Source organism: Haloarcula sp. H-hyl6, assembly GCF_056934455.1.
The window spans coordinates 581,842-605,734 of the sequence record NZ_JBRIIK010000002.1 but is presented as its reverse complement, the minus strand read 5'-3'; the positions used below and the strand labels follow the sequence as shown (position 1 = coordinate 605,734).

The 23,893-nt window shown below is 65.6% G+C and carries 22 protein-coding genes and 3 rRNA genes; 9 read left to right on the top strand and 16 right to left on the bottom strand.

The window, feature by feature from the left end; all coding sequences use genetic code 11:
• Window positions 1–119 precede the first annotated feature (119 nt).
• Window positions 120–548, top strand: coding sequence for a CopG family ribbon-helix-helix protein (locus Hhyl6_RS16575; protein WP_220618629.1), 429 nt, complete (start codon window positions 120–122; stop codon window positions 546–548).
• Here Hhyl6_RS16575 and Hhyl6_RS16570 read toward each other — a convergent pair whose 3' ends face one another.
• The 4 genes from Hhyl6_RS16570 to Hhyl6_RS16555 all read right to left on the bottom strand — a co-directional run bounded on the left by Hhyl6_RS16570 (window position 549) and on the right by Hhyl6_RS16555 (window position 3,921).
• Window positions 549–1,157 (bottom strand): hypothetical protein, encoded by a 609-nt coding sequence (locus Hhyl6_RS16570; protein WP_483740361.1) that lies wholly within the window; start codon window positions 1,155–1,157, stop codon window positions 549–551. It lies immediately after the preceding gene.
• Window positions 1,147–2,247, bottom strand: coding sequence for a DUF3179 domain-containing protein (locus Hhyl6_RS16565; RefSeq protein ID WP_483740360.1), 1,101 nt, complete (start codon window positions 2,245–2,247; stop codon window positions 1,147–1,149). The genes Hhyl6_RS16570 and Hhyl6_RS16565 overlap by 11 nt, the downstream gene beginning before the upstream one ends.
• 66 nt (window positions 2,248–2,313) lie before the next feature.
• On the bottom strand, window positions 2,314–2,958 hold the full coding sequence (locus Hhyl6_RS16560) for an alpha/beta hydrolase (protein ID WP_483740359.1): 645 nt from the start codon (window positions 2,956–2,958) through the stop codon (window positions 2,314–2,316).
• A 123-nt stretch (window positions 2,959–3,081) separates the two neighbouring features.
• A complete protein-coding gene (locus Hhyl6_RS16555) occupies window positions 3,082–3,921 on the bottom strand; it encodes a VOC family protein (protein ID WP_483740358.1) in 840 nt (279 codons plus the stop codon).
• Between the two features lie 93 nt (window positions 3,922–4,014).
• Here Hhyl6_RS16555 and Hhyl6_RS16550 point away from each other — a divergent pair, with 93 nt between their 5' ends.
• The 4 genes from Hhyl6_RS16550 to Hhyl6_RS16535 all read left to right on the top strand — a co-directional run bounded on the left by Hhyl6_RS16550 (window position 4,015) and on the right by Hhyl6_RS16535 (window position 8,905).
• Window positions 4,015–6,111: a beta-glucosidase gene (locus Hhyl6_RS16550; RefSeq protein WP_483740357.1), complete on the top strand. Its 2,097-nt coding sequence runs from the start codon at window positions 4,015–4,017 to the stop codon at window positions 6,109–6,111.
• A 186-nt stretch (window positions 6,112–6,297) separates the two neighbouring features.
• Complete coding sequence (locus Hhyl6_RS16545; RefSeq protein ID WP_483740356.1) at window positions 6,298–7,314, top strand: ABC transporter substrate-binding protein; 1,017 nt, start codon at window positions 6,298–6,300, stop codon at window positions 7,312–7,314.
• Between the two features lie 26 nt (window positions 7,315–7,340).
• On the top strand, window positions 7,341–8,147 hold the full coding sequence (locus Hhyl6_RS16540) for an ABC transporter permease (RefSeq protein WP_483740355.1): 807 nt from the start codon (window positions 7,341–7,343) through the stop codon (window positions 8,145–8,147).
• Complete coding sequence (locus Hhyl6_RS16535) at window positions 8,138–8,905, top strand: ABC transporter ATP-binding protein (RefSeq protein WP_483740354.1); 768 nt, start codon at window positions 8,138–8,140, stop codon at window positions 8,903–8,905. The genes Hhyl6_RS16540 and Hhyl6_RS16535 overlap by 10 nt, the downstream gene beginning before the upstream one ends.
• Window positions 8,906–8,924: 19 nt before the next feature.
• Here Hhyl6_RS16535 and Hhyl6_RS16530 read toward each other — a convergent pair whose 3' ends face one another.
• The 9 genes from Hhyl6_RS16530 to Hhyl6_RS16490 form a co-directional block, all read right to left on the bottom strand.
• Complete coding sequence (locus tag Hhyl6_RS16530) at window positions 8,925–9,287, bottom strand: DsrE family protein (protein ID WP_483740353.1); 363 nt, start codon at window positions 9,285–9,287, stop codon at window positions 8,925–8,927.
• Window positions 9,288–9,415: 128 nt separating this feature from the next.
• Window positions 9,416–9,538, bottom strand: a 5S ribosomal RNA gene (gene rrf, locus Hhyl6_RS16525).
• Window positions 9,539–9,668: 130 nt separating this feature from the next.
• Window positions 9,669–12,596, bottom strand: a 23S ribosomal RNA gene (locus Hhyl6_RS16520).
• A 371-nt stretch (window positions 12,597–12,967) separates the two neighbouring features.
• A 16S ribosomal RNA gene (locus Hhyl6_RS16515) occupies window positions 12,968–14,438 on the bottom strand.
• The 16S, 23S and 5S rRNA genes sit together here, the layout of an rRNA operon.
• Window positions 14,439–15,023: 585 nt before the next feature.
• A complete protein-coding gene (locus tag Hhyl6_RS16510) occupies window positions 15,024–15,320 on the bottom strand; it encodes a translation initiation factor eIF-1A (protein ID WP_166970987.1) in 297 nt (98 codons plus the stop codon).
• A gap of 154 nt (window positions 15,321–15,474) precedes the next feature.
• On the bottom strand, window positions 15,475–15,711 hold the full coding sequence (locus Hhyl6_RS16505) for a UPF0058 family protein (protein ID WP_483740352.1): 237 nt from the start codon (window positions 15,709–15,711) through the stop codon (window positions 15,475–15,477).
• Between the two features lie 834 nt (window positions 15,712–16,545).
• Complete coding sequence (locus Hhyl6_RS16500; protein WP_483740351.1) at window positions 16,546–16,698, bottom strand: hypothetical protein; 153 nt, start codon at window positions 16,696–16,698, stop codon at window positions 16,546–16,548.
• 49 nt (window positions 16,699–16,747) lie between these two features.
• A complete protein-coding gene (locus Hhyl6_RS16495) occupies window positions 16,748–17,590 on the bottom strand; it encodes a beta-keto acid cleavage family enzyme (protein WP_483740350.1) in 843 nt (280 codons plus the stop codon).
• Window positions 17,587–17,775 carry a hypothetical protein gene (locus tag Hhyl6_RS16490; RefSeq protein WP_483740349.1) on the bottom strand — a complete coding sequence of 63 codons (189 nt, stop codon included), beginning with the start codon at window positions 17,773–17,775 and terminating at the stop codon, window positions 17,587–17,589. Before Hhyl6_RS16490 ends, Hhyl6_RS16495 begins: the two co-directional genes overlap by 4 nt.
• Before the next feature lie 124 nt (window positions 17,776–17,899).
• Here Hhyl6_RS16490 and Hhyl6_RS16485 point away from each other — a divergent pair, with 124 nt between their 5' ends.
• The 3 genes from Hhyl6_RS16485 (at window position 17,900) to Hhyl6_RS16475 (ending at window position 21,546) form a co-directional block, all read left to right on the top strand.
• Window positions 17,900–18,853, top strand: coding sequence for a ring-cleaving dioxygenase (locus Hhyl6_RS16485; RefSeq protein ID WP_483740348.1), 954 nt, complete (start codon window positions 17,900–17,902; stop codon window positions 18,851–18,853).
• A 9-nt stretch (window positions 18,854–18,862) separates the two neighbouring features.
• Window positions 18,863–20,080: an iron-containing alcohol dehydrogenase family protein gene (locus Hhyl6_RS16480; protein WP_483740347.1), complete on the top strand. Its 1,218-nt coding sequence runs from the start codon at window positions 18,863–18,865 to the stop codon at window positions 20,078–20,080.
• Window positions 20,081–20,289: 209 nt separating this feature from the next.
• Window positions 20,290–21,546, top strand: coding sequence for an MFS transporter (locus tag Hhyl6_RS16475; RefSeq protein WP_483740346.1), 1,257 nt, complete (start codon window positions 20,290–20,292; stop codon window positions 21,544–21,546).
• Between the two features lie 5 nt (window positions 21,547–21,551).
• Here Hhyl6_RS16475 and Hhyl6_RS16470 read toward each other — a convergent pair whose 3' ends face one another.
• The gene (locus tag Hhyl6_RS16470; RefSeq protein WP_483740345.1) at window positions 21,552–22,976 is read right to left on the bottom strand and encodes an FAD-dependent oxidoreductase; all 1,425 of its coding nucleotides are present in this window, start codon (window positions 22,974–22,976) and stop codon (window positions 21,552–21,554) included.
• A gap of 48 nt (window positions 22,977–23,024) precedes the next feature.
• A complete protein-coding gene (locus Hhyl6_RS16465; RefSeq protein ID WP_483740344.1) occupies window positions 23,025–23,153 on the bottom strand; it encodes a hypothetical protein in 129 nt (42 codons plus the stop codon).
• 91 nt (window positions 23,154–23,244) lie between these two features.
• Here Hhyl6_RS16465 and Hhyl6_RS16460 point away from each other — a divergent pair, with 91 nt between their 5' ends.
• A complete protein-coding gene (locus Hhyl6_RS16460) occupies window positions 23,245–23,619 on the top strand; it encodes a winged helix-turn-helix transcriptional regulator (RefSeq protein WP_483740343.1) in 375 nt (124 codons plus the stop codon).
• Window positions 23,620–23,682: 63 nt separating this feature from the next.
• Here the strand turns inward: Hhyl6_RS16460 and Hhyl6_RS16455 are convergent, their stop codons facing one another.
• Window positions 23,683–23,868, bottom strand: coding sequence for a DUF7331 family protein (locus Hhyl6_RS16455; protein ID WP_483740342.1), 186 nt, complete (start codon window positions 23,866–23,868; stop codon window positions 23,683–23,685).
• Window positions 23,869–23,893 lie beyond the last annotated feature (25 nt).

Here is a 23,893-nt window from a genome sequence, read left to right as displayed (position 1 = left end):
GAGGGTCTTACGACCTAATTATAAGTTTTCCCCAGCCTGTAACTGGTGAACACGGTGCCGGCGGCCGGTCCCGAGCCGGTTCGATAATCCTTAATAGTTTTCGACCGCTCAGTTAATACATGACCGTTGTCAGCGTCTCCATGCCGGAGTCGTTACTGGAGCGCATCGACCAGTTCGCCGAGGAGCACGGCTACACCGGCCGGAGCGAGATTATCCGCGAGGCCAGTCGGAACCTGCTGGGCGAGTTCGAGGACAAGCGACTGGAGGGCCGGGAACTGATGGGCATCGTCACCGTGCTGTTCGACTACGACACCACCACCGTCGAGGAGAAGATGATGCGCCTGCGCCACGAACACGAAGGGCTGGTCGCCTCGAACTTCCACAGTCACGTCGGCGAACACCGCTGTATGGAACTGTTCGTGCTGGAGGGTGACCTCGAAGAGATTTCGACGTTCGTCGGGAAGATTCGCGCGACGAAGGACACCCTGAACATCGACTACTCCGTGGTCCCGGTCGACGAGTTCGGCACGCTGGCCGACGTGGAGTAGTCAGACGGCGTCGGGGTCCACCTTCGTCCCGACCCACAGCAACGTCCCGACCAGTGCGAGCGCTGCGAACGGGACGAGCCACTGGAACACCGTGAGGACGGTGGCGCTAGCTTGTAACCCGACTACCAGCAGTATCGTCGGCCCACAGCAGGCGAACCCCGAGAGTAGCCCGGGGAGGCCTGCGGCCGCCCCCGCACCGGGTCCGATTTTACACGCCTTCGGGCCGCGATACGCGACCACCGAGACGGCGAGGTTCACGGCGACCAGCGTCGCCAGCGTCGCCCCGAGTGCGACGTTCAGCGGCGAGACGAGGAGTTCTATCGGTCCGGCCACCACGAGTGCGACGGGCTCCCACTGGAACGGACTGACCATTCTGGTCGCCCGAGCCAGCGGGTCTGCGACCACGGACACCTCGAACCCCCACGGTCCGAGGCCGAGATGCCGCAGTCCCACGAGGTAGACGAGGAGGTAGGACACGCCCGCCGCCGCGAACGTCGCCTTGCCGTCACGGCGGGAGAGCGCACCTCGAATCGCGAGGCCGGTCTGTCGGAGGAGTCGCTGGATGCCGCCGTCGGACGGCGTCGCCTCCGTCGAGACGTCAGCGGACATAGCCCACCCCGGGGTAGAACCCGGCCCACGCGAACCACATGCCGTCGAAGGCAAGCGACCGTTCGAGCGGGAGCGAGTCGGCCGCGTACGTCTCGCCGTCGACTTGGTACCCGTCTTCGACGGCCGTCACCGAGACGGTGTCCGGGTTCGCGTAGACGTACCCCGTCGAGAGCGCGTCGTCGGCCACGGCCACGTACTGGGTGTTCTCGATGGCACCGGTGAGCACCCGTTCGGTCAAGAGCGTCTCCTTGTCGAAGGTGAGTGCACCCTCGGTGGTCCGCGTCCCGATGACTACGCGCTTGGGGTGGGCGCGGTCGTCGGACGTCAGGGGCGAGAACAGCGTCCGACCGCTGGCGTAGTAGCCGGCGACCGGGTTGTACCCGCCGTAGGGGTCGCTCCCGTAGCGGCGCTGGAACCCGGTGTCCTCGGTGAGGACGACGGTCTCGGGGTGTTCGGTTCGCCACGCTTCCCACGTCGTCCAGACGACCCGGAACTCCCGGAGCGTCGCCCCCGTCATCTCGCCTCGGACCGCCGTCGCGAGCACCTGCGGCCACCAGCTATCGGTCCCGCGGTCGTACATCGTCAGGTTCGAGTTGACCAGACGGCCGGAGACGCCGAACTCGACGGGGCCGCGCTCGAACCCCTGTGCAGTGCCCGTCAACGGGCAGTAGGTCACAGCTACCGGGTCGCCGGCGACGGTGTCGTTGACTATCTCGTGGTGGACGAGGATGCGCTGGGGGTACGCCTTCGCCTCGCCGTCGCGGACCACGCCGAACACCGGGTCACCCGGCGGTAGCGTCGCCTCGGCCGCCGGCGCGAACGTCGGGTCGTCGATGGCCGGGATGCCGTCCTTCGGAACGCCGCCGCTGACGACGTTGTTCGAGACGTGTTCGACGTCGTGGCCGAGGAAGAGCGCTCGCTCCGCGGTTGGCGGTCGCGGTCCGGCCGCGTCGGTCTGGCCCGTGACGCCGCCAGTGTCGCCCGGCCGGTCGGTTCCGTCGTCCGAGCCACCGGTTCCGCTACACCCGGCGAGACCGACGACGCCGAGTGTGCCGACCGCTCGGAGCCACTCGCGGCGCGTCACGTCCATCCGGGACGTACGCGCTCGTGAGCCAAAACCTCGCGGTGAGCCGTCAGTAACCGTGTCTGTCGACGCTCACTGGAGCACGTCGGCGACGATATCGGCGACGGCGTCGAGTTCGTCTTCGTTGACGCCGTGGCCCATCCCCTCGTAGATTCGCTCGTCCACGTCGCCGTTCAACCGCTCGAACGCCTCGGCTGTCTCGTGGACGCGCTCCAGCGGGATGTGCGGGTCGACGTCGCTGCATCCGACGAACACCGGCGTCCGCTCTACGTCGCCCTCGTACGCCGTCGGGTCTACGGTCTCCCCGATGAGGCCGCCGCTCAGCGCCGCCAGCCCTCCGTACCGCCGCGGGTTCCGCGCGACGAACTCGCTGGCGAGACACGCGCCCTGTGAGAACCCGAGCAGTATCACCCGCTCCCGGCCGATGCCGGCTTCCACCGCCGTCTCCACGGCGTCGCTGACGGCCCGAAGGCCGGAACTCCGGCCGGGTTCGTTGTCCTCGACTGGCGCGAGGAACGAGTTCGGATACCACGTGTTGCGGGCCGCCTGCGGCGCGAGGAGGGCGAGGCCGTCCTCGTGGACCTGCTGGCCCATCTGGACGATGCTCCGTGCGGTGGCGCCGCGCCCGTGGACGAGGACCATCGCCGCGTTCGCCTCCGTCAGCGGCGTCCCCGCGGTGAGGAGTTGCTGGCCTTGGTGCGGGCCGTCCTCGCTCATGTCGCCCCCCAGACCGCCGCGGCGTTCGTCGTCCGACGCTGGGCTTCGTGGACAGCGCTCGATGCCATACCGCCGATAGTGCGCCGGCCCTCTTGAGTGGCCGGTAACACCGACACAACCGGCTCACGAGGTCAGACGGTGCGTGACGCCGTCGCCGTCGGTCACCGTCACGTCGCCGTCCGCGCGCGTGACCTCGTAGCCGGCCTCCGAGAGTCGGTCGGCGGCCGCCTCGACCGCCGGCCGGTCGGGCAGGACCAGTTCGAACCACGCGAGTCCCCGACCGCTCGCCGGGGCCGACCGGCCGTTCCAGACGTTCGCGCCGACGTGGTGGTGGTACTCGCCCGCCGCGAGGAACAGCGCCCCGTCGTACGTCGTCCGGACGGTCATACCGAGCGCGTCGACGTAGAACGAGCGCGCTCGTTCGAGCGAGGTGACTTCGAGGTGGACGTGGCCCACGTCGGTCCCCGTCGGTACCCGGTCCGCCCCCGTCGCCGCCGCCCGGACGCCGTCTTCGTCGAGCGGGTCCGTCGCCATCTCCACCCCACCGTCGGCCGTCTCTCCCCACGTCTCGCGCGGCCGGTCGCGGTAGATTTCGACGCCGTTTCCCTCGGGGTCCCGGCAGTACAGCGCCTCGCTCACGAGGTGGTCCGAGGCCCCCGTGAGTCGCCACTCGGCCTCGACGCGCGTCAGCGCGTCGCCCAGCGCCGCCCGCGACGGCACCCGGAACGCCGTGTGGAACAGGCCCGCCGCCGAGGCCGGCCGTTCCGGCACCTCGGGGTCCTCGTGGAGTTCGAGTAGCGGCACCGTCCCGTCGCCGAGGACGGTCACGTCACCGGTTCGCTCCTGTATCGACAGCCCCACCACGCGCTCGTAGAACTCGGCCACCTCGCCGGCGTCGCTGACGGTCAGCGCGACGCGTCCGATACTCGTTCCGGCCGGGAGTGTGCCAGTCTGGTCGGTCATGACGGCAGTTCGGTGGAGACCCAGATAGCGGTTGTGCCGCCCTATCGACCGTGCGAACGTTTTACTCTACACGGGCCGACCCCTTCGTATCCAATGACCCGGACCACACCCGACGTGGAGGCGCTGGTCGCCCGCATGGACCGCGCGGAGAAACTGTCGCTCGTCCGCGGGACCCGCGACCCCGAGGGGACCGCGACGGGCTACCTCCCGGGCGTCGAGCGACTCGGCGTCCCGCCGTTCAGACTGGTCGACGGCCCCCTCGGTATCCGCGCCGAGGGGAAACGCGCGACGGCGTTCCCCGCCTCCATCGCGACGGCCGCGGCCTTCGACCCAGAACTCGCACGCGAACAGGGGGCGGCGATGGGGCGGGAGGCCCGCGCGCACGGTCAGCACTCGCTGTTGGCCCCCGGCGTCAACGTGATTCGGGTGCCCCACTGTGGTCGCAACTTCGAGTACCTCTCCGAGGACCCCGTCCACGCGAGCCACGTCGGACGCGCCCTCGTCGTCGGCGTCCAGTCCGAGGACGTCGTGGCGACGGTGAAACACTTCGTCGCCAACAATCAGGAGACCCACCGGACGACGGTCAGCGCCGACGTGGACGAACGGACCCTGCGCGAACTGTACCTCCCGCCGTTCCGTGCCGCCGTCGAGGCCGGCGTCGGATCGGTGATGACCGGCTACAATCGGGTGAACGGCACCCACATGAGCGACCACGCCCGCCTCGTCGGCGACGTGCTGAAAGACGAGTGGGGGTTCGCCGGCTACGTCGTCTCGGACTGGTACGGACTGGCGACCACCGTCGGCGCGGCCACCGCCGGGTTGGACGTGGAGATGCCGGGCGTCCCGGCCGGCGGAGACCGAGACCTCGACGACTTCGAGTGGCCCGACGGCATCCCCGACGCCACGCGCGCCGGCCTGTTCGGCGACCCCCTCGCGGCCGCTATCGACGCGGGGAACGTCCCGGCAGAGCGTCTGGACGACATGGCGGCCCGAGTCCTCGGACAGATGGCACGCGTCGGACTGTTCGCGGACGCGGACCGAACCGGGGAACTCGACAGCCAGCGCCACCGAGACGTCGCCGAGCGTGTGGCCGTCCGCGGGACCGTCTTACTGGACAACGATGGGGTCCTGCCGCTCTCTGACGACGCGGACGTGGCACTCCTCGGCCCGCACGTCCACGAACCGAAACTCGGCGGCGGCGGGTCCTCCGAGACGACGCCGTTCCACTCGGTGAGTCCGGCCGAGGGCGTCGAATCGCGGGCAGACGGGACAGTGACCGTCGCCCCCGGCGTCCCACAAATCGAGGACGTCTCGCTGTTCGACCTGTTGCCGTTCGTCGAGGGCGGTCACGACAGCGGCGACGAGTCCGCCCCCGACGCGGACCCCTCCATCGACGACGCCGTCGCCGCCGCCTCGGACGCCGACGTGGCGGTCGTCGTCGTCAGGGACGCCACGACGGAGGGCCGCGACCGAGACTCGCTCTCGCTACCGGGTCGACAGGACGAACTCGTGGCCGCCGTCGCCGCCGCCAACGACCGGACGGTGGTCGTCCTCCGCACCGGCGGTCCGGTCGAGACGCCGTGGCGCGACGACGTGGCGGCCGTTCTCGAACAGTGGTACCCCGGGCAGGCCGACGGGTCGGCGCTCGCGTCGGTGCTCTACGGCGACCGCGACCCCGGTGGCCGCCTGCCGGTCACCTTCGCACCCGAGGACGCCTACCCGACGAGTGACGAGCGACGGTTCCCCGGCGTCGACGGCGTGGCCCACTACGACGAAGGCCTGTTCGTCGGGTACCGACACTTCGACGCGGGCGACCAGGACCCGACCTACCCCTTCGGCCACGGCCACTCCTACGCGACGTTCGAGTACGGCGAGGCGGTGGCGACAGACGATTCGACCGTCGACGTGACCGTCGAGAACACGGCCGACCGTTCGGGCCGCGACGTCGTACAGGCGTACGTCTGCCCGCCGTCCGCCGACGACCCGGACCGCCCTCTCAGGGAACTCGCCGGGTTCGAGTCCGTCTCGCTGTCTCCCGGTGAGTCCCGTACCGTCTCTCTGGACCTCGACGCCCTCGCGTTCTCGCGACACGACCCGTCCGCGGGATGGACCGTGGACGGCGGCGCGTACACCGTGGACGTAGCGCGGTCCGCCGACGACGTGCGCGCTACCGTCGGCGTCGACCGCTGAAGTCGGCGTGTCCGTTACCGGCCTATTTTGCCACCAGCTACGACGCCGTTACATCGGTACGTGGCCGGATATTGGCGTTTGAGGGGGAATCGCGGTCGAAATTCGGATTGTCGCTCGTTCGAGGTGGCCGACGCTTTTGACGCTGCCTCTGCGTATAAACCGCCGAATCGGTTACGACCAGTACTCGTGACTGACCAGCCAACACTCTCTCGACGTGCGTACCTCGCGGGCACCGGCGCTGCTGCGACTGTCGGTCTCACCGGTTGCCTCGGTGCCAGCGGTTCGAGCGGACTCGACACGCTCTCGGTCGCCTACATGCCAATCTTCCCCGACCTGCAGTACTTCGTGATGGAACAGGAGGGGTACTTCGACGAGGTCGACGCAACCATCGAGGGCCGCGAGTTCACCGACGGTCCCGCCATCGTCCAAGCGTACGGCGGCGGCGAACTCGACGTGGCGATGTTCGGTATCGTCCCCTCGATGATAGTCATCGACCGCGGCATCCCGGCGAAGGTGACCGCCGCGAACATCAAAGAGCCGATGGCCATCCTCGCCCACGAGGAGTTACAGGCGCTGTGGGACGACCACGGGTCCGACGCCTTCTCCGTCTGGGAACAGGAGAAAGGGCGGAAGTTCCGCTTCGGCACCTTCCCGCAGGGTTCGGTCCCCGACGTGCTCCTCCGGTACTGGCTTCAACAGGAGGGCGTCGACACCTCGGCCGTCGACATCCTCGAAATCAACGGTGCCAACGCCGTCTGGCAGGCCATCGCCAACGGCGAGATAGACGGCACCTCCATCATGGAACCCGTGCCGACCCGGGCCGACCAAGCGAACGTCCCCGTCTCGACGTTCAGACTGGCCAGCGATGTGATGCCTGGCCAACCCGCCGCCGTAACCCTCATGAGCGACGCGGTTCGTGACTCCGACGTCGCGGGCCAGTTCCTCGAACAGCACGTCCGAGCCACCGAGTTCATCGGTTCCAACCCCGAAGCGACGGCCGACATCGTCGAATCGAGCATCGGCATGGACGCCGAGCAAGCCCTCTCGGCGCTGCAGGGCCCCCTCTCGAACTTCGTCACCGACCCGCGGGAAATCGAGAACGGGACGAAGATATTCTCCCGGTTCGCCAACCAGAACGGACAGATAGAGAAACAGCTGTCACTCGACCAGATATTCGACTACGGCGTCTACGACAGCCTCTAAGTTCCCCCACTGACACTCCCAACACAATGGCTATCGACGTGACTGAGGAAGTCGACCAGACCGACGGCAGCGTCGGCGGCGCGTTCGCCGACGTCGACGCCACACGGGCCCTCCGGGGCCTCGCCGGCGTCGTCGGGTTCGTCCTCGTCTGGTGGGCGGCCTCGCTCGCACAGCCCTCGTACGTACTCCCGTCTCCCCTCGCCGTCGGCGCGACGTTCTACGCCGAGGCCGCGAGCGGCGCGATGTTCGTCGCTCTCGGCAATAGCGTCCTGCACTGGATTCCCGGCGCCGTCTTCGGGACCGGCCTCGGCATCGCCGCCGGCATCGCCCTCGGGTGGAGCCCCCTCGTCGACGACGTGACCTCTCCGGTCGTCCGAGTCCTCCGTCCCGTTCCCCCGTTGGCTCTCATCGGGTTCGCTATCGCGTGGTTCGGCATCAACCACGCCGGCGCCGCGTTCATCATCGCCATCGGCGCGTTCTGGATCAACTTCTACGCCACCTACGGCGGGGTCGAGGGCGTCTCCGAGGACCTCCTCGACGTCGCACGCAGTCTCGGCGTGCAGGGCGACATCGAACTCATCCGGGCCGTCGTCGTGCCGGCCTCGCTCCCCGAGATTACGACCGGCATCCGAACCGGCATCGGCCGCTGTTGGATGCTCGTCGTCGCCTCCGAGATTTTCGGCGTCGCCGGCATCGGACGGCGCATCCTCCGCGCCTCGAACAACCTGCAGGTCGACGTCGTCATCACCTACATCCTCGTGTTGAGCCTGATGTTCCTCGTCGTCGACGTGGCGTTCCGCGCACTGCAACGGAGGGCTCTCGCGTGGCGTTGACGTCTGACACCGAGACGCCGCGCGTCCGCATCGACGACGTCGGGAAGCGATACGACAGCGCACAGGGACCGGTACAGGCCCTCGACGACGTGTCGTTCGACGTCTCCCCCGGCGAGTTCGTCTGTATCGTCGGTCCCTCTGGTTGTGGGAAGACGACGCTGTTTCGCATCATCGCCGGTCTGGAAGCCGCGACCAGCGGGACCGTCGTTCTCGACGGGGACCCCGTCGACGGACCGGGGCCCGACCTCGGCCTCGTCTTTCAGGAGTACCACCTCTTCCCGTGGCGCACCGTCGCGGGCAACGTGGGGTTCGGCCTCGAAAAGAGCGGTGTCGCCGATACGGCACGAGAGCGACGGGTGCAGGAACTCCTCGACCTCGTCGGCCTCGACGGGTTCGAGGACAGTTACCCGCGTGACCTCTCGGGCGGGATGAAACAGCGTGTCGCGCTCGCGCGCGCCCTCGCCGTCGACCCCGGCCTCCTCCTGATGGACGAACCGTTCGGGGCAGTCGACGCCCAGACCAAGAAGATGTTGCAGGACGAACTGCTCGACATCTGGGCCGAGACGGGCAAGACCATCCTCTTCGTGACCCACGACGTCGAAGAAGCGGTCAAGCTAGCCGACCGCGTCGTCGTCATGGCCAAAGAACCCGGCCGCGTCCGGGACATCGTCGATGTCGATATCGAGCGGCCCCGGAACCGCTCCGACGACGCCTTCGGCACCCACTACCAGCGGATTCTCGACCTCATTCAAGAGTGACTACGGCCTGACGTAGGCGTCACCGGACCTGTCGCCGCGTCAGTTCCCCCATCGCCGTCGGAACGACCCGGACGCCGTCGACGAGTGTGTCCGCGTCGTGGCCGCCGCTATCGAGCGAGTTCTGACAGGCACACACGTCTACGCCTCGTTCGACGAGCGTCCGGACACGGGTTGCAGTCGCCGCAGAACGCAGGAGGTGCTCGACACCACCGCCGTTACAGACGACGGTGACGGCACTCGTCAGCGTCTCGTCGTCCAACAGGTTCTCGACGTTCCTGAACGCTCGCTTCGCGTACTCCGAGTCGCCGTCGGGGACGTGAACGACTGTCCCGAACCGCTCGCCCTCACCGTCTGTCACGGCGTTTCGCGGGTTCGTCGACATATCGTGTGCTCACGGGGCGCGGTCGAAAAACCTTCCGCCGGACAGCCCCGCCGCTCTCTGTACGTGCAACGAGCCCCGCAGAGAGATGACTCTCCGCGAGGCTCTATGAATGAGTGAATGAATATGAATGGTGGCGGCGAACCGAGTTTCCCAGAGGCTCGCGCACTCCAGTACTCACCGGAACGCTGGTGGGCTTATCTTCCGTGTTCGGGATGGGTACGGGAGGCAACCCCACCGCTATGGCCGCCTAACGCCGAGTCACGGAATCGAACCGTGATACACCAGTCTCGGTCGGTCAACCTTGCGTACGTGCGATCCAGTTTGCGCCTGGACTCGTTCAGCGCGACGAGCAATCGTCGGTGAATCGAGTCACAGTGCGTATGAATGATGGCTTCGAGTTGTTAGTTCTCGTGGGCTCAACACTTCGTTACCTCAGTGCGTACACCCCGAGTCTATCGACCGCGTCTTCTACGCGGACTCTCTGCGGTGTCTCTTTTCCAGGTGGGTTTCGAGCTTAGATGCGTTCAGCTCTTACCCCGTGCCGCGTGGCTACCCGGCGACTGCCCTCTCGGACAACCGGTACACCAGTGGCGGCCAATCGTAGTTCCTCTCGTACTATACGATCGTTCCCGTCAGACACCATGACACACCCAATAGATAGCAGCCGACCTGTCTCACGACGGTCTAAACCCAGCTCACGACCTCCTTTAATAGGCGAACAACCTCACCCTTGCCCGCTTCTGCACGGGCAGGATGGAGGGAACCGACATCGAGGTAGCAAGCCACTCGGTCGATATGTGCTCTTGCGAGTGACGACTCTGTTATCCCTAGGGTAGCTTTTCTGTCATCAATTGCCCGCATCAAGCAGGCTAATTGGTTCGCTAGACCACGCTTTCGCGTCAGCGTTCCTCGTTGGGAAGAACACTGTCAAGCTATCTTTTGCTCTTGCACTCTTCGCCGGGTCTCTGTCCCGGCTGAGATAGCCTTAGGGCGCGCTCGATATCTTTTCGAGCGCGTACCGCCCCAGTCAAACTGCCCGGCTACCGGTGTCCTCCTCCCGGAGTGAGAGTCGCAGTCACCGACGGGTAGTATTTCACTGATGCCTCGGTGGCCCGCTAGCGCGGGTACCTGTGTAATGGCTCCTACCTATGCTGCACATCGGCGACCACGTCTCAGCGACAGCCTGCAGTAAAGCTCCATAGGGTCTTCGCTTCCCCTTGGGTGTCTCCAGACTCCGCACTGGAATGTACAGTTCACCGGGCCCAACGTTGGGACAGTGATGCTCTGGTTAATCCATTCATGCAAGCCGCTACTGATGCGGCAAGGTACTACGCTACCTTAAGAGGGTCATAGTTACCCCCGCCGTTGACAGGTCCTTCGTCCTCTTGTACGAGGTGTTCAGATACCTGCACTGGGCAGGATTCAGTGACCGTACGAGTCCTTGCGGATTTGCGGTCACCTATGTTGTTACTAGACAGTCCGAGCATCCGAGTCACTGCGACCTGCTCCGTTCCGGAGCAGGCATCCCTTATCGCGAACTTACGGGACTAACTTGCCGAATTCCCTAACGTCGGTTGCTCCCGACAGGCCGTGGCTTTCGCCGCCATGGACACCTGTGTCGGTTCTCGGTACGGACATCATACTCGTCTTTTCACGGGCCCCAGGTTGAATCACGTTTCCCTATCCCGCCGTTCGTCCGCTTCCTGCCGTTACGGCTTCCACGGAGTTGGACGGTTCGACCGGGCGAAAGCCCGGTGTGATCGACCCCAGGGCGTCGACTTTCACTGTATGATGGCACGGGAATATTAACCCGTTTCCCATTTCGTCTCAGTCGAGTTGCGGTGAGACTTAGGACCGGCTAACCCTCAGCTGATCAGCAGTGCTGAGGAACCCTTATCCATAAGGCCGTCGGGGTTCTCACCCGACTATCGCTGCTACTATGGCCAGGATTTTCGTCACTCATCGGTCCACAGGAGTTCTCACCCCTGCTTCCATCCAATGAGAGCGCCAATCTACTCGGTCACCCTGTGACGGGTGCGGGCAGGTCTCGGTGGTGGATTTGAGTCCCGATCATTTTGGGCGCCTCAAACCTCGGCCGGTAAGCTGTTACGCTTTTCTTAGAGGGTAGCTGCTTCTAAGCTCACCTCCCGGCTGTCTAGGGCTCGAGACCACCTTCAGAGGATTACACTTAATCCACACTTGGGGACCTTAACCTACCTCTGGGTTGTTCCCCTCCTGGTGCACAGGCTTACCCCGCACACCGGAATCCCCGCGTCGACGGCGTTCGTAGGTTTGGAGTTTGACAGGTGTGCCGACTCCTCTCGGAGGCGGTCACACCAATCGGTCGCTCTACCCCACGAACTACCTCGGCGGAGGTCATGCTTCGACATGTTTCGATTGGAACCAGCTGTTGCCGGACTCGATGGGCCTTTCACCCCTACACATAGATCACGAGAGGGTATTGTAGGACACCAACTCTAACAGGCCTCCACGTGCCTTTCGGCACGCTTCACCTTGTCCATGCGTAGATCGTCCGGATTCGGGTCGTGTCCGAGTGGCTCCCCGCCCTTGAAGACGGCGGCCCTCGCCGTGAGGCTGCGGCCATGTCGGTTTCCCTGTGCCTCCCCGGATGCTCCGGTTAGACTTGCCAATCAGACACACTCCCTGGCTCGTTTTTCAAAACGTACGACAGAACATCGGCTTCCCGTGAGTCTTACTGTGTCCTCGCGGACAGGTCATTCGTCACGGGACCTTGTATGCCCCGTCGCTCCATCGCCAACTGAGTTCAAGCTCTATTTCACCTCCCTTCTGAGGGTACTTTGCAGCGTTCGTTCACACTACTTGTGCACTATCGGTCTCGAGGAGTGTTTAGCCTTCGCAGTCGATGCCTGCGACGTTCGCGAGGGATATCCAACCCCCGCTACTCCGGAACTGACGCACGCCGTACTGGTCTCAATTACGGGGTTGTCACCCTGTATCACGCCCTGTTCCAAGGGACTTCATTGAGACGGTCGAGCGATGAGAGTCAGTCCAAACACCACATTGGTCGTGAGACCTTCGGTTTGGGCTGTATCGCGTTCACTCGCGGTTACTGACGACATCACGTTGCGTTTTCTTTTCCTCCCGATACTGAGATGTTTCAGTTCTCGGGGTTCCTCATTGCGCGAAGCAATTGCTGAGGAGATTCTCATTCGGACATCCTGAGTTCTTCGCCTCCGTGCGGCTCCCTCAGGCTTTTCGCAGCTTGGCACGTCCTTCTTCAGCTCTCGAGCCGAGCTATCCACCAGCTGGCATAGTAGCCAACGTCGTTGTGACTCGCTAAACTGAACGAGTCCAGTGGACGCCTGGATCGCACGTACACACGGTTTCATCCTCGCCCCCAAGGTGGTAGATGGTAGGCGAATCGACCCTTCCCAGCCGCGGTTTCACCCGGGCTGGTGCATCAGTCGTCGTACCGTGTTCGAACGCTGGCCCACACTTAAGGGGCGTGGTTCGAACGCGGTACGCAGTACGGACCGGCCGGGAGTTGCACCCGGCGTCCCGTAAGGGACTCCGTCTCGGAGTGGTCTCGTGAGCCCAGCGGGCCCATACAGTTGTCAGTGTACGCGCTGACGGTGCGGGTGACTTGTGGTCACCAGTCAGTTAAGGTGGGCTGAGGCAGAGCCTCAGTCCCGGTCTGTAGGAGGTGATCCAGCCGCAGATTCCTCTACGGCTACCTTGTTACGACTTAAGCCCCCTTGCGGAGCCCAGATTCGACCAGCGCCTGCTGGCCTCATCCGGACCCCACTCGGGTGCTTTGACGGGCGGTGTGTGCAAGGAGCAGGGACGTATTCACCGCGCGCTTCTGACACGCGATTACTACCGAATCCAGCTTCATGCGGGCGAGTTTCAGCCCGCAATCCGAACTACGACCACGTTTGGAGATTAGCTTCGCCTCTCGGCGTCGCGTCCCACTGTCGTGGCCATTGTAGCCCGCGTGTTGCCCGGTCCATTCGGGGCATACTGACCTACCGTTGCCCGTTCCTTCCTCCGCTTTAGCAGCGGCAGTCTCCGTAGTGTACCCGACTACCTCGAGGGTATCGCTGGCAACTACGGATGCGGGTCTCGCTCGTTGCCTGACTTAACAGGACGCCTCACGGTACGAGCTGACGGCGGCCATGCACCTCCTCTCAACAGCTCGAGTAAGGTCGTCAACCTGACTGTCGTGACTGTTGTCGGGACCGGTGAGATGTCCGGCGTTGAGTCCAATTAAACCGCAGGCTCCTCCGGTTGTGGTGCTCCCCCGCCAATTCCTTTAAGTTTCATCCTTGCGGACGTACTTCCCAGGCGGCTCGCTTATCGTCTTCACTACGGCACATCACGCACTCATGGTGCGTGACATACCTAGCGAGCATCGTTTACAGCCAGGACTACCCGGGTATCTAATCCGGTTCGAGACCCTGGCTTTCGTCCCTCACCGTCGGGTCCGGTCTCTCGACGTGCTTTCGCCATTGGTGGTCCGTCCAGGATTACAGGATTTCACTCCTACCCCGGACGTACCCGTCGAGTCTCTCGGCCCCAAGCCGTGTAGTTTCCGCTGGACGCCGACGCGTTGAGCGCGTCGATTTCCCAACGGACTTACACAGCAGGCTACGGACGCTTTAGGCCCAATAATATCGGCCATCACTTGGACTGCCGGTATTACCGCGGCGGCTGGCACCGGTCTTGCCCAGTCCTTGTTCCTGTACCACCTTACGGTACAGAAAAGCGAGGACTATATGCCCTCGCACTCGGAGTCCCCCTATCGCACTCTCGTGCAGTGTAAAGGTTTCGCGCCTGCTGCGCCCCGTAGGGCCCGGTATCTTGTCTCAGATACCGTCTCCAGGCTCTTGCTGTCACAACCTGTACCGATTATGGGCATGGTGGGCCGTTACCCCACCATCTACCTAATCGGCCGCAGCCACATCCTACAGCGCCGGAACGTTTCTCACTCTCGGCACTCCAGCGTGAGAGTGATATCCGCTATTGGCCTCAGTTTCCCGAGGTTATCGCGGTCTGTAGGGTAGTTTGGCCACGTGTTACTGAGCTATACGCCGCGAGTCTAAACTCGCGCGACTAGCATGGCTAAATCGGACTCCGATAGCAATGGCCTCCGGCAGGATCAACCGGAATGTGCTGACATGGGTCAGCGGCGGAAGTGGTTGCACTCCGTCGGAAGCGTAACCCATCGACTCCTACGTCGATGGTGACTACTGTATGGGTCCGTGGGCTCACATCAGATTCCATCTTGACGGCGGACCGCAGGGGTGGAATCCTCATGTTGGGTGACCCGTCGCGGGTGGCGACGAGTCGTGTCGGCCCGGGGCGACCCGGGGCGACCTTCGCATCATATCCGATGGGAGGGGTATACTTAAATGACTCGTCTCGGGGACGCCCTGTGCAGGCGGCACATGGCGCACACGTGACGTGATGTCGTCACGTACCGAATCACAAGATAGAGCCGATTTTTCACACAGAGTGATCGTATTTCTGACCAGACGGTCGAACGGCTGACATCTCGGAACGGGCTGCTCGGAGCTACATAGCGGTCATAGCTCTCCGGAGTCCACCGTACGGGCGCGCCCGAGTGATGGACTGGACCAGCGGTACCGCACCGCGCGCCCGCACGGGAGATAGACTACCGCCGGCGCGTCCGCTACGGGACGAGAGAGAAAATACGCTCATGGGGACTCAGCGCGCGGCCGCAGAATACGTCAATCAGGCAGTCAGGGAGTCGATGTGGCCCTCGGCTCGGAGCTGGTCGGCGTCCTGACCCTTGTAGCGCCACTCGATGTTCGCCTTCTCGTCTTGCCAGTCCCACGGTTCGGCGAGGACGATGTCGCCCTCGTTAATCCAGGTCCGGTACTTCATTCGGCCGGGAATGCGACCCATGCGGTTCTCGCCGTCCTCGCACTGGATTCGGACGTGGTTGCCGCCGTTGTGTTCCGTTACGACCGCGAACAGTTCGTCGTCGTTAGGCATCCGGAGATTCCGTCGCCCTGTTTCTTCACTCACACACGAAGTAGGGGCCCTCGCCGTATAAAGGAACTGCGAGTTGCGATACCGCGTACCATACGGAACCGGAAAAGAAGGGTAGCGGAAGCCGTCGGATAGAACGGCGGCGGAGGCCCTGAACGGATGGGGCGACACCGCAAAACGTCGTCTCGACTCAGTCAGCGGTGAGAGTCAGCGGCTCGTCGCTCTCTGCGACCATGTCCGAAGTGAGGCCGTCGGCGAGGGCGAACACGGCGTCCTTGTGGTCGGTCTTGGACTTGTGAATCGACGTCGGCTTCACTCCGAGGTCGGCGTACTCGTCGTGCTGAACCGATGTCCCGGCTTCTGTCTCGTAGTGGTGCTGTACCTGTGCGAGGAGGCTATGGAGGTGAATGAGCTCTTGCTTCTTCATGGATAGTACGGGGTAATAGACGAGGGGTTATAGTATTATCTTGCCACTTATTACCAAGATCTGCTCCGGAGTGGCCCGCAGGCTCCGTCTATCCGACGGTCGTCGTATCGTTCGAGTGTCACCAATCCGTATGCGTGGTCGGTCGTAACCGTACCCCGTGAACTCCGGCGACAGGCTTCCGCTTTGGTGGGCGCTCTGGAAGGCCACACGCCGGGCCGAGTCGCGCTCGACCTTCTCGTGTAAGGAGGTATCGGGATAGGACGTGGGCTCGGCTCGACGTCGCTCATCCCGTGGCAGTCGATACTGGCCGATACTGGACTCCTCCTCGCCGTGGCGGGGAACGTCCACCACGCGAACGAGTCCGCGGACGCCGAAACGGACCGATTGACACGGCAGTCGCTGTTCCCTACGCGACGGCGTTGATAGTCGTGTACGCGTGTGCGAGTACGGGCGCGTAGTACGCGCGATGCCGTAAAGGAGGTAGTGTCGACAGAGCCAGACAAAAGTGTGAATTCTGATAAATAGACTATCGGTGAGCGGTCGAGAGACGGAGTGGAAGATAGATTGTGTAGTTTGGCGCGTGAGGACGATTTTCAGGGCAAAGTTGTTGTCCATGAACGACCACGACATATTGTCAGAAGACGAATAGTTTTTACGCCCAGAGTGTGTACCGTTGAGTACAATGAACTGGAAGCACCCACGAGACGAAACGCGGGCAGCAGCGAAGCAGCGCGAGGCCAACAGCGGGACGCGATGGTCGTTCATCGCCGCCGCCGGCATCGTCGCGTAGACAGAGACCACTTCTTTCCGAGTCCGAGGACGACAGCGGACGTGCTACTCCTCGACGGCGTCGTGGGGCCCGACCGGCCCGTGGTTCGGACACGCGCCGGCGATGGGCGTGTCGTTGAGACAGCAGTGACGACGTTGCGTCGCGAGGAGGCCGGTCGTCAGCGGTTCCCCGCAGCGCCGACAGCGGAGCGTACCCATACGGTCGCTACGGGGCACGGCGTTGTAACGTCTGTCCGTGGTGGACGTATCAGAGACCCAGTATCTCGCGGGCCTCGTCCGTCTCAGCCACCGGGCGTCCGAGTTCGTCGGCGACGCGGACGACGCGTTCGACGAGTTGTGCGTTGCTCTCGGCCAGTTCCCCGCGCTGGAAGTACACGTTGTCCTCCAGACCCACGCGGACGTGGCCGCCGAAGAGGATGCCCATCGTCGCGAACGGCAACTGGTGGCGACCGAACCCGAGCGTGTTGAACGTCGCGCCGTCCGGCAGGTCCGAGATGGCCGTGAGGAAGTGCTCCGGCCGTGGTCGGGTCAGCGTGCCCGGCCCGAAGATGAGCGTCGCGTAGACGGGGTCCGCGAGGTCGCGCCGCTCCAACAACCCGTGGACCTCGTTTCGGTGGCCGTCGTTGAACACCTCCAGCTCGGGCTTGATGCTCCGGTCGACCATCTCGGCGTGTAGCGAATCTACTAGTCCGCGGGTGTTCTCGCTGGTGAGGTGGTCGTACCGGTTCAGCGGTCCCATGTCCAGCGACGCCATCTCCGGTGGCGGGTCCGTCCGTAGCGGGAGGTGCCGGTCGGCGTCTGGGGCCCCCGTGCCGCCCGTCGAGTGCTGGATGACGACGTCGTCGGTGTATCGACGCACGGCGTCGTCTATCTCCTGAAACCGCTCGGTCTGGAAGCTTCGCTCGCCGTTGGGCCGGCGGGCGTGGAGGTGGACCACGGACGCGCCGGCGGCTTCCACCTCGGCGGCGGCCTGCCCTATCTCCTCGGGCGTCTCGGGGAGGTTCGGGTTCGCCTCCTTCCCGTGAACGCCGCCGGTCAGCGCCGCGGTGACGACGACCGGGTCGCCGTCGAGGAACTGCTCGTAGCTCACTCGCCGCCCTCCGCGTTCGCACGGAATAGCTCGCAGTGTGCGGCGTGGTCGAGGGCGTACCGGTCGTTACAGATATCGGCCCGCATCGGTTGGACGAACTCGTCGACGACGATGCAGAACGCCCGTGCCTCGTCGAACGACTGGTCGCCGGTCGCCGTGCGGTACTCCAGATGGGGACAGGCCATGCCGGTGGTAGTCCATCGACCCTGTTAACGGTTCACTTGCGGACGGTGACGTGGTTACCCCGATGTCTCCCGGTGACGCCAGCGTGAGCAAAGGACCACAAGCACCGGCACCCTACGACCGAATATGGCACCCGATACGGCCGGACTTCACCACGTCACGGCTATCGCCGGCGACCCACAGCGCAACGCCGACTTCTACGTCGGCCTCCTCGGATTGCGTTTCGTCAAGCGGACCGTGAACCACGACGACACGGGGACGTACCACTTCTACTTCGGCGACGGCGAGGGGACGCCGGGGACGAACGTCACCTTCTTCCCGTGGACCGACCGGGGCCGAGACGGGGCGTTCGGGGCCGGGCAGACGCGCGAGGTCGCGTATCTCGTCCCCGAGGCGTCGGTCGAGTACTGGGCGGAGAGGCTCGAATCCGACGGCGTCGACGTCGACCGGACCGAGCGATTCGACGAGACGGTCCTCCAGTTCGAAGACCCGGACGGCATCGGACTGGAACTGGTCGCCGCCGACGCCGAGACGGAAGCGGTCCCCTGGGAGGACGGACCGGTCCCGAGCGATCACCAGTTGCAGGGGCTCTACTCGGTGACCCTCGCCGTCGAGTCGGTCGAACCGACCGCGGAGATACTCACCGCGGTACTGGGCTACGACCACGAGGCGACAGCGGACGGCCGACACCGCTACCGGAGCGCCACGGGCGGGTTCGGGTCCGTCGTGGACCTCGTCGAGACGGACCAGGGACGCGGTCGGATGGGCGTCGGGACGGTCCACCACGTCGCGTTCCGCGCGGAGGACGTCGCCGAACTGGAGGCCTACCGGGAGGCCTACGAGGAACGGGGCCTCGGCCCGAGCGACGTCATCGACCGCACGTACTTCACGGCGCTGTACTGCCGCGAACCGAACGGCGTCCTCTTCGAAATCTCGACGACGGAACCGGGCTTCACCGCCGACGAGAGTCTCGACGAACTCGGGGAGTCGCTCACCCTACCCGAGTGGCTGGAGGACGAGCGCGAGGAAATCGAATCGCAACTCCCCGCGTTCGAGGGGCCGAACGTCCCCGAGGAGTGACCGCGACGGATGTCAGACCCCACCCACGACCGTTCGACACCGTTCCGCTTCGAGTACGACCCGGCGACCCTGCGCTACGGACCGAACTGCGTCGACGGACTCGCCGAGGAACTGGCCGCTATCGACTGTGAGCGAGCGCTGGTCGTCACCGGGTCGACCGTCGGCGAGACGGAGTCGGTGATGAACCCCGTCAGGGACGGACTGGGCGACCGACTGGCCAGCGTGTTCGCCGAGACGACGCCGGCGAAGCGCCTCGGGACGGCCTACGACGCGCTGGAGCGGTTCCGCGCCGTCGAGGCCGACGCGATAGTCGCCGTCGGCGGCGGGAGCAGCCTCGACGTGGCGAAGGTGCTCGCGACGCTCGCGGCCACCGACCGGGACCCCGACGCGGTGGGTGCCGAGTTCGCCGAGACGGGAACGATACGGGTCCCCGCGAACGGCCTCCCGCCTGTCGTCGCGGTGCCCACGACGCTCGCCGGGGCCGACCTCTCGATGGTCGCCGGCGTCACGGCCGCGCCGGACACGTGCCCGGTCGGGGAGCAGGCGAGCGGCGGTATCTCCGGCCCCGCCCTGATGCCCGCCGCGGTGTGCTACGACCCCGAGCTAGTCGCGACGACACCGCGGCGTGTACTGGCCGCATCCGCGATGAACGGCTTCGACAAGGGCGTCGAGACGCTGTACGCGAGCACCGCGACGCCGATGACCGACGCCACGGCGATGCGGGGCCTCGACCTGTTGCAGGATGCGCTACTGGCCTTCGGCGACGGCCGTGAGGACGACGCAGTGTATCAGATGCTCACCCAAGGCATCGCGCTCGTCCAGTACGGCATCTCCCGACCGGGCGTCACGACCCTCTCGCTGATTCACGCCTTCGGGCACGGACTCACGCGCACGTACGAGGTCCAGCAGGGTGCCGCCCACGCCGTCATCGCGCCCCACGCGCTCGAGTACCTGTTCGACGCCGTCGACGGACGGCGGGCCCTGCTGGCCGACGCCTTCGGGGTGACGGACGCCGAGGACCCCGCGGCGGCCGTCGTCGAGAGCGTGGCGGAGATAGCCGCCGCGCTGGACCTCCCGACGCGCCTCCGCGACGTCGACGGCCCGACACGCGAGGAGTTCCCCGATGTAGCCGACGCCGTCCGCTCGGACGCGTTCATGGCGAACTCGCCAGCGGGTCTGGACCCGACGCGCGACGACATCGAAGGTGTGCTCGACGCCGCGTGGTAGTCCACCCGTGATTACCGGAGGTAACTGGGTTACGAACCAGTTAGCAGAGGTTGATTGCGAAAGGGTTGGAGTTTCCGTGTAACCGTCATGCTCGACAGAGACTCGTCAGGGCCGGAACGGACGCCGTACGACTGCTCACCAACCCCAGCCACGGTCGACGCCGGAGCAGACACTGCCGAGGGGGAGCGGTCCGTGGACGAGACGCATCGATGACGGCAGAGACAACGGACGAGACGGCGGGAACCGAAACTCCAGCGACAGACGGACGCTGGCGGATGCTCGCGCTGGTCGGCGTCGCTGAGCTACTGGCGATGTCGCTGTGGTTCAGCGCCTCTGCGGTCGCGCCGGAACTGACCGCGCAGTGGAACCTCACCCCGACGGAGTCGGCGTGGCTCACCAGCGCCGTCCAGATAGGGTTCGTCGTCGGCGCGGTGCTCTCGGCGGTGTTGACGCTCTCCGACACCGTGCCGGCCCGCTACCTGTTCGCAGTCTCGGCGTTCCTCGGCGCGGGACTCACCGCGGCGCTGGGACTGGTCGTCGAGAGCGCCGCTCCCGCCATCGCGCTCCGCTTTCTCACCGGTGTCACTCTCGCCGGCGTCTACCCGCCCGGGATGAAACTCGTCGCCGGATGGTTCCGGGGACAGCGCGGCCTCGCCATCGGCGCGCTGGTCGGGGCGCTGACGCTCGGGTCCGCGCTCCCTCACCTCGTCAGGGCCGTCGGCGGCGTCGGCCGCCCGCAGTTCGTCCTCCTCGTCGCCGCCGGACTGGCCGCTGTCGGCGGACTGCTCGTCCTCGGGGCACGGCCGGGACCCTACCAGTCGCCGGCCGCGCCCTTCGACCCGAGTGCGGTTCGGCGCATCGTCACGGACCGCCCGACGATGCTGGCGAATCTGGGGTACTTCGGCCACATGTGGGAACTGTACGCCGTCTGGACGTGGATACCCGTCTACCTCGCGGCGAGTTTCGCCACGCGCGAGAGCGCGCTCGCGACGCCGACGCTGGCCGCGTTCCTCGCGTTCGGCACCATCGGCATCGGGAGCCTCGGCGCACTCGTGGCGGGCCGCCTCGCCGACGGCCTCGGCCGGACCACAGTCACCGGCGCGAGCATGGTCGTCAGCGGGAGTTTCTCCGTGCTCGCCGGCGTCGTCTTCGACGCGCCGCTGGCCGTCCTCGTTCCCTTCCTCGCCGTCTGGGGGTTCACAATCGTCGCCGACTCGGCGCAGTTCTCGGCCTGCGTGACGGAACTGGCCGAGGAGAGCTACGTCGGCACCGCGCTGACCCTGCAGACGGCCGTGGGGTTCCTGCTCACCATCGGCTCTATCCAGTTGCTCCCGATGGTGGCCGAACAGGTCGGCTGGCAGTGGGCCTTCCTCCCGCTGTTCGTCGGCCCGCTCGTCGGTACGCTGGCGATGTGGCGGCTCAGAACCCTCCCGGCGGCCAGCGCGCTCGCCGGCGGGAACCGCTGAGCCCCCTACTCTAGCTTCCCGCGGAGCACCTTCGCCGCGACGAGAATCGGGTCCCACACCGGGCTGAACGGCGGCGCGTACGCGAGGTCCAATCGTTCGAGTTCGGCCACCGTGAGGTCCGACTCCAGCGCCGTCGACAGCGTGTCGATGCGGATGGCCGCCCGGTCGCGGCCGACGATGGACCCGCCGAGGACCCGTCCAGAGTCTCGGTCGGCGGTCAGCGTCACCGTCGTCTCGTCGCCGCCGGGATAGTACCCCGACCGCGACCCGGCGTCGATAGCCACCGAGACGGGGTCGAACTCGGCGTCACGGGCCGCGTCCTCGTGGACGAGTCCGACCCGGCCACACTCCAGTTCGAACGCCTTCACGACGGCGGTGCCGGCCACGTCGCCAACCGGTTCCGGGTCGCCGGCGACCGTCTGTCCGATAGCGCGCCCGGCCCGGTTCGCGGTGAGGCCTAGCGGCACCCACGTCGACTCGCCGGTGACTGCGTGGCGGGCCTCCGCACAGTCGCCGGCGGCGTAGACCGTCTCGACGTTCGTCCGGCCGTAGTCGTCGACGGCGACGGCCCCGGAGTCGCCGAGTTCGACCGGAGTGTCCGAGAGGAGTCCCGTGTTCGGCGCGATACCGATACCGACCAGCACGAGGTCGACGGGCACGCGCCCGCCCTCGTGGACGACCGCTTCGACGCTGTCGCCGCCGTCCAGTTCGGAGACGGTGGTGTTCAGGTGGAGGGAGACGCCCTGCTCGCGGAGGTGCTCGGCCACGCGCTCACAGACGGCGTCGCCGAACGGCGGCAGGAGGTGGGCCGACCGCTGGAAGACGTGCGTCTCAAGCCCGTGTGCGCGGAACGCCTCGGCCATCTCGATGCCGACGTACCCCCCGCCGACCACGGCGACGCGTTCCGGCGGGTCGCGGCCCGTGTACCGCTCGACGAGGTCGGCGTCGACGTACTCGACGGACGTGTCCACCCACCGCTCCCCCGCCGGAGAGAGCGCGGCCCGGACCGCCGCCGCGGAGTCCAGACCGTGCATCGTGAACGCCATCTCGCGGTGGCTCCCCGGAATCGGGTCGGTGATAGCGTGGGCGCCCGTCGCCACGAGAAGGTCACCGTACGACTGTTCGAAGCGGTCGCCGTCCACGGCGCGCTCTACTGTCACCGTCTCGGCGTCCGTGTCGACGCCCACCACCTCGTGTTCCCGCCGGAGGTCGATACCCCGGTCGGCGGCCGCCTCGGGCGACAGCGAGAGCAGGTCCGTGAGGTGGTCGACCTCCCCCTTGACGTAGTACGGCGTCCCGCAGTGAGCGTAGGAGACCCACTTGCCCTTCTCGAAGACGACGACGTCGCCGTCCGGGTTCTCTCGGGCGTACTTGCTGGCGGCGCTGAGGCCGGCGGCGTCGCCGCCGACGACTACGAACGGGTCCGACATAGACGGAGTGTCGGCCGGCGGGCACCTAATAGTTCAGTTACGTCGGGGTTAGGCGGGTGTCGGGGACACAGCGAACGCGTCGCCGACAGCGACGCGGTCCCCGTCGCGCATCTCGTTCGCGGGCACCGAGGGGACCGGTCGGTCGGCGTGCGGAACGCCGTCGGGTCCGCGTGTCATCGCCCGGGTCCGAACGGTGGGACAGTTGGTAACTATCTGTAAGTCGATTACGTACCGTAACTATTAGTCGCTGGACCGCCATCGTCCCCGTATGGACGACGGTCCCGAGAAACTCGAAGTGTGGTGTGCCGGGGAGGACTGGTGCCCCATCACGACGACGGCGACGCTCATCGGGAAGAAGTGGCACCCAGTCATCGTCCACCGACTCCTCGACACCGGCCCCTCGGGGTTCAACGAACTCAAGGAGGACGTGGACGGCATCTCCTCGAAGGTGCTCTCGGACAGCCTCGAAGACCTACAGGAGAAGGGCCTCGTCGAGCGAGAGGTCATCAACGAGCAACCGTTCCGAGTGCAGTACTCGCTGACCGACCGCGGCGCGTCACTGGAACCGGTCATCACCGCCATGGCCGAGTGGGGCCAAGAGAACCTCCGAGAACCGGAGACGGAGGACGGTGGCGTTCGCTGACGAGCGGCGTCGAACGCCCGGAATCGGGTAAAATATCGGTACTGCGGTCGTCTCGCCGAGCGTCTATCGCCAGTCGTCGAGGGCCAACGACGTCTCGGCCTGTATCCACGCGTCTTCGGACTCCGTGTCGTAGATAATCGACCCGTCGCCGGTCGTGACGTGTCGGTATCGGTCGTACGATTCCATATCCGGCCCCGTCGTGGGGAACCGCTCGGCGGGGTCGTTCGTATCGCTAGTTCTCGTGGCCATTGGGTGTGGTGATTCCTACCGCACC

Coding starts and splice junctions, on each gene's coding strand:
- Hhyl6_RS16550 (WP_483740357.1), top strand. CDS start 4,015: ATGACCCGGACCACACCCGACGTGGAGGCGCTGGTCGCCCGCATGGAC.
- Hhyl6_RS16570 (WP_483740361.1), bottom strand. CDS start 1,157: ATGTCCGCTGACGTCTCGACGGAGGCGACGCCGTCCGACGGCGGCATC.
- Hhyl6_RS16460 (WP_483740343.1), top strand. CDS start 23,245: ATGGACGACGGTCCCGAGAAACTCGAAGTGTGGTGTGCCGGGGAGGAC.
- Hhyl6_RS16500 (WP_483740351.1), bottom strand. CDS start 16,698: ATGGGTACGCTCCGCTGTCGGCGCTGCGGGGAACCGCTGACGACCGGC.
- Hhyl6_RS16490 (WP_483740349.1), bottom strand. CDS start 17,775: ATGGCCTGTCCCCATCTGGAGTACCGCACGGCGACCGGCGACCAGTCG.
- Hhyl6_RS16455 (WP_483740342.1), bottom strand. CDS start 23,868: ATGGCCACGAGAACTAGCGATACGAACGACCCCGCCGAGCGGTTCCCC.
- Hhyl6_RS16470 (WP_483740345.1), bottom strand. CDS start 22,976: ATGTCGGACCCGTTCGTAGTCGTCGGCGGCGACGCCGCCGGCCTCAGC.
- Hhyl6_RS16565 (WP_483740360.1), bottom strand. CDS start 2,247: ATGGACGTGACGCGCCGCGAGTGGCTCCGAGCGGTCGGCACACTCGGC.
- Hhyl6_RS16475 (WP_483740346.1), top strand. CDS start 20,290: ATGACGGCAGAGACAACGGACGAGACGGCGGGAACCGAAACTCCAGCG.
- Hhyl6_RS16530 (WP_483740353.1), bottom strand. CDS start 9,287: ATGTCGACGAACCCGCGAAACGCCGTGACAGACGGTGAGGGCGAGCGG.
- Hhyl6_RS16540 (WP_483740355.1), top strand. CDS start 7,341: ATGGCTATCGACGTGACTGAGGAAGTCGACCAGACCGACGGCAGCGTC.
- Hhyl6_RS16465 (WP_483740344.1), bottom strand. CDS start 23,153: ATGACACGCGGACCCGACGGCGTTCCGCACGCCGACCGACCGGTCCCC.
- Hhyl6_RS16485 (WP_483740348.1), top strand. CDS start 17,900: ATGGCACCCGATACGGCCGGACTTCACCACGTCACGGCTATCGCCGGC.
- Hhyl6_RS16555 (WP_483740358.1), bottom strand. CDS start 3,921: ATGACCGACCAGACTGGCACACTCCCGGCCGGAACGAGTATCGGACGC.
- Hhyl6_RS16560 (WP_483740359.1), bottom strand. CDS start 2,958: ATGAGCGAGGACGGCCCGCACCAAGGCCAGCAACTCCTCACCGCGGGG.
- Hhyl6_RS16505 (WP_483740352.1), bottom strand. CDS start 15,711: ATGAAGAAGCAAGAGCTCATTCACCTCCATAGCCTCCTCGCACAGGTA.
- Hhyl6_RS16575 (WP_220618629.1), top strand. CDS start 120: ATGACCGTTGTCAGCGTCTCCATGCCGGAGTCGTTACTGGAGCGCATC.
- Hhyl6_RS16480 (WP_483740347.1), top strand. CDS start 18,863: ATGTCAGACCCCACCCACGACCGTTCGACACCGTTCCGCTTCGAGTAC.